Genomic DNA, 8,937 nt, shown 5'->3' with positions numbered 1-8,937 from the left:
ATGATCGGCATCTTCGGGAACATGCCGGCAGTACGCTGGCGGGCAGTCTATCAGTTCATGATGTTCGGCAGCTTCAATCTGTTCTGGACGACGGCACCGGTCATGCTGGCCGAGCGTTTCCATTTGAGCACGCAGGGCATCGGTCTCTTTGCGCTTGCCGGTGCCGGCGGCGCACTCTGCGCCCCGATTGCCGGCCGGCTTGCCGACCGCGGTCATAGTCGGTTGATGAGCGGCATTGCCATGATTTCACTTGCGCTGAGCTTTGCCGGCACGATCCCATCGGTGCATGCGCTCGCGCTCATCCCGCTTGTCGTCCTGGCGATCATCCTCGATGCGGCCGTGCAGATGAACCAGATCGTCAGCCAGCGGATCATCTTCTCTTCGCCCGCAGAATTGCGCGGCCGGGTAAACGCCATCTACATGACGTCCACCTTTGCCGGTGGCGCGAGCGGCGCCGTGGCCGGCACGCTCCTCTATCATCACGGCGGCTGGAATATCGCCGCCATTGCCGGCGCTCTGCTCGGCGTCATCCCATTCCTGCTATTCATGGCGGAACTGCGGATGACGAAGATGGCAAAATAGGAAGGTCTCCAATGGCGCGCATTTTCATCTCCGGATCGTCGACCGGGCTCGGCCTTATGGCAGGCCAATTGCTTCTCCAACAGGGGCATGACGTCGTCCTGCATGCCCGCAACGAGGCGCGGGCTCAGGATACACGAAAGGCGGCACCAGGCGTCACCGCCATCGTGATCGGCGATCTCTGGACCATCGAAGGCGCGCGCATCGTCGCCGAACAGGTCAATGCGCAAGGCAAGTTCGATGCGGTCATCCACAATGCGGCGATCGGCTACGAAGATGGCCACCGCCTGACGCCGAACGGCCTACCGCAAGTCTTCGCGATCAATGTGCTCTCGCCCTATATATTGACGGCGCTCATCGCCCGGCCGCAGCGGCTGGTCTATATGAGCTCCGGCATGCATCGCGGCGCCGACGCCCATTTCGACGACCTGTTGTGGGAAAAGCGGCCCTGGCGTGGTTCGCAGGCTTATGCGGAGAGCAAGCTCTATGACGCCATGCTGGCCTTCGCGATCGGCCGGCTCTGGAACCTGCCGTCCAACGCCGTCGATCCTGGCTGGGTGGCGACGCGCATGGGCGGCACCGGCGCCCCCGACGATCTCGAACAAGGTTTTCGCAGCCAGGCCTGGCTTGCCGCCGGCGACAGCCCGGCGGCTTTGGTCACAGGAAAATATTTCTTCCACATGCAGCAGCGCGAGCCGAACCGGCAGGCACTGGACATCGTGCTTCAGGACCGCCTGCTGGAAGCCTGCGCCCGCATTTCCGGCATCGACATGCCGATGTGATCATCCTGCTCGATGCCGAAAGTGCCGACATAGCTCGCCATGCGGCGGGCGGCGAGTTCGGGATTGTCGAGCACATTGGCTCTGTCGGCCAGCCGGAAGATGTCGGCATAGTGCAGCACGCCGCGCGCCGACTGCATGCCGGCCGGCAGGCTGAAATGGCTTTGATGGCCATTCAGCCAGGCGAGGAACACCACGCCCGCCTTGTAATATTGCGTCGGCGCTTCGAAGATCTTGCGCGACAGCGGCACGGTCGGCTCGATCACCGAACGGAATGTCTGCACGTCGCCCGCTGCCAATGATGCCAGCGCCTTTGACGCCTGCGGCGCAACGGCATCGAAAATGCCGAGCAGCGCGTGGCTGTAGCGGCTGCCGTCGCCTTCGATCAATTCGGCATAATTGAAATCGTCGCCGGTAAAGCAGAGCACGCCGTCCGGCAGGCGGTTGCGAAGCTGGACCTCTTTGGCATTGTCGAGCAGAGAGATCTTGATGCCTTCGACCTTGTCCTTGTTCTCTTCGATGATGCGAATGGCGCAATCGAGCGCGGGAGCGAATTCAGCGCTGCCCCAATAGCCGGCCAGCTGCGGATCGAACATGTCGCCGAGCCAATGCAGCACCACCTTGTCCTTGGCCTGGCTGAGAATGCGGCCATAGACCTTGGCATAGTCATCAGGCGACTTGGCAAGTTTCGCCAGCGCCCGGCTTGCCATCATGATCGCCCGGCCGCCATGTTTTTCCACGAATTCAATCTGTGTCTCATAGGCCGCGATCACATCGTCCAGCGATTTCGCGTCGGCCGGCGCAAGATGATCGGTGCCGGCGCCGCAGGCGAGATCGGCGCCCGCGATGGTGCGGGATTCGGCGAGGGAGCGGGAGATCAGTTCCTGCGCCCCGGTCCAGTTGAGACCCAGGCCGCGCTGTGCCGTATCCATCGCCTCGGCGATACGGAAGCCGAGGCTCCAGAGATGATGGCGGAACGCCATGGTCGCGTCCCAATCGACGGCCGGCTTGTTCCAGGGATCGAGATCGCGCAACGGATCGGAGACGACATGGGCGGCGGCATAGGCGATGCGATTGAATTTCGGGGGCGCGGCTGGCCGTGCGGTGGGATGGCCCATCAGGAGGTAAGCCTCGACCGAGCCGTCGGCCTTCGGAAGTCTGAGCGAAAGTGTCATGGGTGCCTCCCTGAGTTCGGTGGGAGCAATAATTTAGATCGTTCCAAATTTCAAGCGAAATTTTGGCGATGGATATTGACGCGGACGAACAAGCGCGCAGCGGCGGAGCCAAGAGGAGAGCGATCGTCTTATAAATAATTGAAAATACTAAATTTATCGCGTTGTTCAGCATTCTTTTGTTTAAGGATGTGCGGGCGTATTCGCTGCGAAGCAACTTCAAAATCCAACTTTAACAAATCTTTCCGCTTGACATTTTTGGATCGTTCCAATTAAAACGCCATCGACAGCGGGCATCAGACCCGCGGAGGAAATCAGTCTATGGCCAGGGACAAGGTGACAGTTGTCGAGATCGCGCACGCCGCCGGCGTGTCGAAGTCGACCGTCTCGCTCGTCCTGCAAGGCTCGCCACTGGTCAACGAAATGACTCGCGCCAAGGTCAACCAAGTCATCCGCGAATTGGGCTATGTCTATAACCGCGGTGCGGCCAATCTGCGCCAGTCGAACGCCAAGTCGAAGATCATCGGCATCGTCGTCAACGATCTCACCAACTCCTTCTTTGCCGAACTGGCTGTTGGCGTCGACATGGTCGTCCAGTCGGCCGGCTATGTGCAGTTCCTTTCCAATTCCGGCGAAAGCATTGATCGTCAGCGCGAGGTGATCGCCTCGATGCGCGAGCACGGCATTTCCGGCCTGATCGTCTCGCCGGCGCGCGGTACTGAAGCCGCCGACCTGAAGCCATTGGTCGCCGCGGGCATTCCGGTCGTCGTCGTCGTCCGCAATGTGCCCGGCGCGAAAGTCTCGTCACTGATGTCGGACAACCATGCCGGCGCCTTTGCCTCTGTCGAACATCTGGCCGGTCTCGGGCATCGCCGTATCGCCTTCCTTGGCGGTTTTCCGGACACGACAGTGTTCGCCGAGCGGATGGAAGGTTATCGCGATGCGCTCGCCAAGGCGGGCCTCGGCGTCGATGAAAGCCTGATCGTCGGCTCCGCCCCGTCGCGCGCCGGCGGCGTCGATGCCGTGACCCGTGCGATGCTGCTGCCCAATCCGCCGACCGCGGCCATGTGCTTCAATGATGCGGTGGCCTTCGGCGTCTGCGATGGGCTGAGGGCGAAGCGGCTGGAACCGGGCGTGGATTTTGCCGTCATCGGCTTCGACGACGTGATCGAGGCCAAGACGGCGGTGCCGGCGCTGACCACTGTATCGGTCGACCCGCAGGGCATGGGCCGCCGCGCCGCGCAATTGCTGCTCAAGCAGATCAGCGCCGGCAAGGCCGAACCGGAGGCGCTGACGGGCTCCGTACGGTTGGTCGTGCGCGAGTCAAGTATGGGCGGCTTGAATGAGGGAAGGAAACGGGCATGACGCGCTGGGGTCTGATCGGGGCGAGCACGATCGCTCATGAATGGGTGATCGGCGCCATCCGCGCCACCGGCGGCGAGATCGTCTCGGTGATGAGCACCAATGCCGAGCGCGGCGCGAAATATGCGGCCGACCACGGCATTGCCAAATCGGTCACCAGCCTTTCGGACCTCGTCGACGATCCCCAGGTCGACGCCGTCTATATTTCAACGACCAATGAATTGCATCGCGACCAGACGCTCGCTGCCGCCAAGGCCGGCAAGCATATCCTCTGCGAGAAGCCGCTGGCGATGTCGCTCCCCGACGCCAAAGCCATGGTCAAGGCGGCAAAGGATGCCGGCGTCGTGCTCGCCACCAACCATCATTTGCGCAATGCTGCCAGCCATCGCGCCATGCGCGATACCATCGCCGCCGGCAAGATCGGCAAGCCGCTGTCGGCGCGTGTTTTCCATGCCGTCTACCTGCCGCCACACCTGCAAGGCTGGCGGCTCGACCGGCCGGAAGCCGGCGGTGGAGTCATCCTCGACATCACCGTGCATGATACCGATACGCTGCGCTTCGTCCTCGGCGACGATCCGGTCGAAGCGATCGCCTTCAGCCAGCGTGGCGGCATGGGCAAGGAAGGGCTGGAGGATGCGGTTATGGGCGTCATGCGCTTCAAATCCGGCGTCATCGCCCAGTTCCACGACGGCTTCACCACCAAGTTTGCCGAAACCGGCTTCGAGGTACATGGCACCGAGGGCTCGCTGATTGCGCGCAACGTCATGACGCAGAAGCCCATTGGCACCGTCACCCTGCGCAATGCCGAGGGCGAGCAGGACCTGCCGCTCGATGGCCGCAACCTCTACGAAACCGCGCTGGAAGCCTTCCACAGTGCCATCGCTGGCAAGGGCAAGCCCTCGGCAACAGGCGAGGATGGCGTCTGGTCGCTCGCGGCTGGCCTTGCCGTGGTCGAAGCCGCCAAGACCGGCCATGCCGTGAAAATCGAACCCGGACTTTGAGACCCGAGAGAATGAGCAAGCACATCACCCTTGAACAAGCAGCCGGACTGATCCCGGACGGAGCCGTCATCTCCGTATCGTCGTCGAGCGGGCTCGGCTGCCCGGATGCAATGCTGAAAGCGATCGGCGAACGCTTCGATTCCTGCGGCCATCCGAAGGACATCACCACGCTGCATCCGATCGCCGCCGGTGACATGAGCGGCATCAAGGGTGTCGATTACATTGCGAAAAAGGGGCTTTTGAAGAAAATCCTCGGCGGTTCCTATCCCTCCGGCCCGTCGACGGCCGAGCCGCCTTTGATCTGGCAGATGATCACCGGCAACGAAATTCCCGCCTACAATATACCCTCGGGCATCATGTTCGACATGCATCGCGAGGCCGCGGCCAAGCGTCCGGGCGTGATCACCAAGATCGGCATGGACACGTTTGTCGATCCGTCGCGCCATGGCTGCGCCATGAATGACAAGGCTGCTGCCGAGCCGATCGTCAGAAAGATCGAGTTCGACGGCCAGGACTGGCTCTATTTCCCGGTGATCGTGCCACAAGTAGCGATCATCCGCGCCACCACGGCCGACGAACGCGGCAACCTGACCTACGAGCATGAAGGCGCCTATCTCGGCGGCCTCGACCAGGCGCTTGCCGCCCGCAACAATGGCGGTATCGTCATTGCCCAGGTCAAGCGCATCACCAAGGAAGGCTCGCTCAAGCCGCATGATGTGCGCGTGCCGGGGATGCTGGTCGATTATGTCGTGGTCGATCCCGACCAGAAGCAGACGACGCAGACGCTCTACGATCCCGCCATATCAGGCGAAATCTTCCGCCCGCTCGACACGTTCCGGGTGCCGGAATTCAACATCCAGAAGGTCATCGCCCGGCGCGTGGCGCAGGAATTGCAGGCCGGAAGCTGCGTCAATCTCGGCTTCGGCATTTCGGCCAATGTGCCGCGCATCCTGATGGAAGAGGGCCTGCACGGCGCGGTCACCTGGGTGATCGAGCAGGGTGCGGTCGGCGGCGTGCCGCTCCTGGACTTCGCCTTCGGCTGCGCCTCGAATGCCGATGCCTATATGCCGTCGCCCTATCAGTTCACCTATTTCCAGGGCGCCGGCTTCGACGCGTCGCTGCTCTCCTTCCTCGAAATCGGCCGCGACGGCTCGGTCAATGTCTCGAAGCTCTCGTTCCGGCCGCATGTGACCGCCGGCGCCGGCGGCTTTGTCGACATTACGGCGCGGGCGAAAAAGATCGTCTTCTCCGGCATGTTCAATGCCGGCGCCAAGCTCGCCATAGACGCTGGCAAACTGGTGATCGAAAAGGAAGGCAAGCTTAGGAAATTGGTCAACGAGGTCGAGCACGTCACCTTCTCCGGCAAACGCGCCGTCGAGCAGGGCCAGGACATCACCTATGTCACCGAGCGCTGTGTGATGAAGCTGACGCCGGAAGGCATCGTGTTGACCGAGATCGCACCGGGCGTTGACTTGCAGACGGCCGTTCTCGACCAGGCGGAATTCCCGCTGATCGTGTCTGACAATCTTAGGGTTATGGATGCCGCGCTTTTCGCAGAGGATCTGATCGGTCTTTCCCTGCCAACAAAGCCGATCCGCACGCTGGAGGCGGCCCATGTCTGAGAAGACGGTTCGCATCGAAATCGACGGCCCCGTGGCAGTGATGACCGTTTCGCGACCCGAGCGGCTGAACGCGCTCGACATCGGTATGCTGAAAGCGTTGGGCGCCGCATGCGATGAAGTCGAGGCTAATCTCGATATCCGCGTGGCGATCATCACAGGCGAAGGCAAAGCCTTTTCGGCCGGCGGTGACATCAAGGCTTGGGGCGGCATGCCGCCCCAAGAGTTTGGGCATGGCTGGGTGCGCCTCGGCCATCGCGTCTTCGAACGGCTCGCAGGCCTGCGCATGCCGGTGATCGCGGCGCTCAATGGTCACGCACTAGGCGGCGGGCTAGAACTGGCCGGCTGTGCCGATATCCGCATCGCGGAAAGCCAGATCAGGATCGGCCTGCCGGAAACCGGCCTTGGCATGGTGCCCGGCTGGTCTGGCACGCAGCGTCTGGTGCACCGCTTCGGCGCCCAGATCGTCCGCCGCATGGCGCTGGGCGGCGAGATGTTTTCCGCCGAAGAGGGCAGGGCGAACGGCCTTGTCGATGCCGTGGTCGAGACCGGGACATCGCTCGCCGCCGCCAAGGATTATGCGGCGCGTGTCGCCACTCGTGGCCCGGCGGCGCTCGAAATCGCAAAACTCATGATCGCGGTGGCCAATGACGAGGACAATGGTTCCGGCGTCGAGGCGCTCGGCTCCATGCTGGTCTCCAAGACCGGCGACCTCAAGGAAGGCGTTGCCGCCTTCATCGGCAAACGCACCGCGACCTTCAAGGGAGAATGGTAATGACCATCCAGATCCGTCCGCAGACATTGAACAACCTGGCCGTTCGCGACTTCAACATGCTGATCGACGGCAAATGGACAGCCGGCAGCGAGGGCAAGACGATCGACCGCGTGGCGCCGAGCCACGGCGTGCTGGTCAGTCGCTACCAGGCAGCCACCAAGGCCGACACCGAGCGCGCCATCCAGGCAGCACGCAAAGCCTTTGACGACGGCCGCTGGTCGAATCTGACGGCCGGACAGCGCTCCAACATGCTGCTGAAGGCCGCCGACCTGATCGAGAAGCGCATTGACGAACTGGCTTTCCTCGATGCAATCGAGGCAGGCAAGCCGATCAGCCAGTGCCGCGGCGAAATGGCCGGCGCCGTCGATATCTGGCGCTATGCCGCGACGCTCGCCCGTAATCTCTACGGCGAGAGCTACAACAATCTTGGCGAAGGCACGATGGGTGTCGTGCTGCGCGAGCCGATCGGCGTCATCTCGATCATCACGCCGTGGAATTTCCCCTTCCTGATCGTCAGCCAGAAACTGCCCTTCGCGCTCGCCGCCGGCTGCACGGCGGTGGTGAAGCCCTCCGAGCTTACTTCGGGCTCGACCCTGGTGCTTGGCGAAATCCTCGCTGAGGCCGGTGTGCCGGATGGCGTCGTCAATATCCTCGTCGGCACCGGCCCGGACGTCGGCGCGATCATGACCAGCCATCCCGACGTCGACATGATCTCCTTCACCGGCTCGACGGGCGTCGGTCGCCTCACCATGGCAAGTGCTGCCCAGCACCTCAAGAAAGTGTCGCTGGAACTCGGTGGCAAGAATCCGCAGATCGTTTTTCCGGACGCCAATCTCGACGAATTCATCGATGCCGCCGTGTTCGGCGCCTATTTCAATGCCGGCGAATGCTGCAATGCCGGTTCACGGTTGATCCTGCACAAGGATATCGCCAAGGATGTCACGGCCCGCATCGCTGAACTCTCAACCAAGGTCAAGGTCGGCGACCCGCTCGATCCGTCGACCCAGGTGGGCGCGATCATCACGCCGCAGCATCTGAGCAAGATCGCGAACTATGTTGCCGGTGCATCCGAAGGCGGCGCCACGATCGCGGCCGGCGGCGGCACACTCGACCTCGGCATGGGGCAGTATATGGCCCCGACCATTCTGTCCGGCGTCACCAAGGACATGGCGGTTGCCCGCGAGGAAGTCTTCGGGCCGGTGCTGTCGGTGCTGACCTTCGAAACCACTGAGGAGGCGATCCAGATTGCCAACTCCGTCGATTACGGCCTCTCCGCCGGCATCTGGAGCAACAGCTTCGACACCTGCATGACCATCGGCCGCAAGGTCCGCGCCGGCACGATCTGGATGAACACCTTCATGGACGGCACGCCGGAACTGCCTTTCGGCGGCTTCCGCCAGTCGGGTCTCGGCCGCGAATTGGGCAAGCATGCGGTGGAGGATTATACCGAGACCAAGACGCTCAACATGCATATCGGCAAGCGCACCGGCTGGTGGATGGCACGGTAACGAGGGTTTGTTGGAGAGGCTCGTGGGAGAAAGGAGGGAGGACATGGCTGCTGATCTGTCAGGTGAGACCGTCGTTGAGACCCTTTCGAGCGCTCCCGTGCCTGCGCCCACCCCCCTCTGCCCTGCCGGGCATCTCCCCCCC

Annotated in this window: 8 protein-coding genes; 7 read left to right on the top strand and 1 reads right to left on the bottom strand. The window is 62.5% G+C overall.

Going from position 1 to position 8,937, the window contains the following annotated elements:
* On the top strand, window positions 1-582 hold a 582-nt coding region (locus AC1D06_RS40475; RefSeq protein ID WP_477991104.1), incomplete at its 5' end, for an MFS transporter.
* Window positions 583-593: 11 nt separating this feature from the next.
* A complete protein-coding gene (locus AC1D06_RS40470) occupies window positions 594-1,361 on the top strand; it encodes an SDR family NAD(P)-dependent oxidoreductase (RefSeq protein ID WP_477991103.1) in 768 nt (255 codons plus the stop codon).
* On the opposite strand, the gene AC1D06_RS40465 is transcribed toward AC1D06_RS40470, so the two are convergent.
* Window positions 1,304-2,533: a dihydrodipicolinate synthase family protein gene (locus AC1D06_RS40465; protein WP_477991102.1), complete on the bottom strand. Its 1,230-nt coding sequence runs from the start codon at window positions 2,531-2,533 to the stop codon at window positions 1,304-1,306. The genes AC1D06_RS40470 and AC1D06_RS40465 overlap by 58 nt on opposite strands.
* Window positions 2,534-2,851: 318 nt before the next feature.
* Between AC1D06_RS40465 and AC1D06_RS40460 the strand changes: the two genes are divergently transcribed.
* From AC1D06_RS40460 to AC1D06_RS40440, 5 genes are read left to right on the top strand one after another with little or no spacing between them, the layout of a single operon-like run.
* Window positions 2,852-3,895, top strand: coding sequence for a LacI family DNA-binding transcriptional regulator (locus tag AC1D06_RS40460; protein WP_477877525.1), 1,044 nt, complete (start codon window positions 2,852-2,854; stop codon window positions 3,893-3,895).
* Entirely contained in the window at window positions 3,892-4,893 is a 1,002-nt protein-coding gene (locus AC1D06_RS40455) for a Gfo/Idh/MocA family protein (RefSeq protein WP_477991101.1), read from the top strand. Before AC1D06_RS40460 ends, AC1D06_RS40455 begins: the two co-directional genes overlap by 4 nt.
* An 11-nt stretch (window positions 4,894-4,904) precedes the next feature.
* Window positions 4,905-6,515: an acyl CoA:acetate/3-ketoacid CoA transferase gene (locus AC1D06_RS40450; protein ID WP_477991100.1), complete on the top strand. Its 1,611-nt coding sequence runs from the start codon at window positions 4,905-4,907 to the stop codon at window positions 6,513-6,515.
* The gene (locus AC1D06_RS40445; protein ID WP_477991099.1) at window positions 6,508-7,287 is read left to right on the top strand and encodes an enoyl-CoA hydratase/isomerase family protein; all 780 of its coding nucleotides are present in this window, start codon (window positions 6,508-6,510) and stop codon (window positions 7,285-7,287) included. Before AC1D06_RS40450 ends, AC1D06_RS40445 begins: the two co-directional genes overlap by 8 nt.
* On the top strand, window positions 7,287-8,795 hold the full coding sequence (locus tag AC1D06_RS40440; protein WP_477991098.1) for an aldehyde dehydrogenase family protein: 1,509 nt from the start codon (window positions 7,287-7,289) through the stop codon (window positions 8,793-8,795). The genes AC1D06_RS40445 and AC1D06_RS40440 overlap by 1 nt, the downstream gene beginning before the upstream one ends.
* The last annotated feature ends 142 nt before the right edge of the window (window positions 8,796-8,937 follow it).

This window comes from Rhizobium sp. P2_G2 (assembly GCF_056403555.1).
Note: the sequence above shows the minus strand (reverse complement) of the source record. Positions and strands in the feature narration are given on the sequence as shown.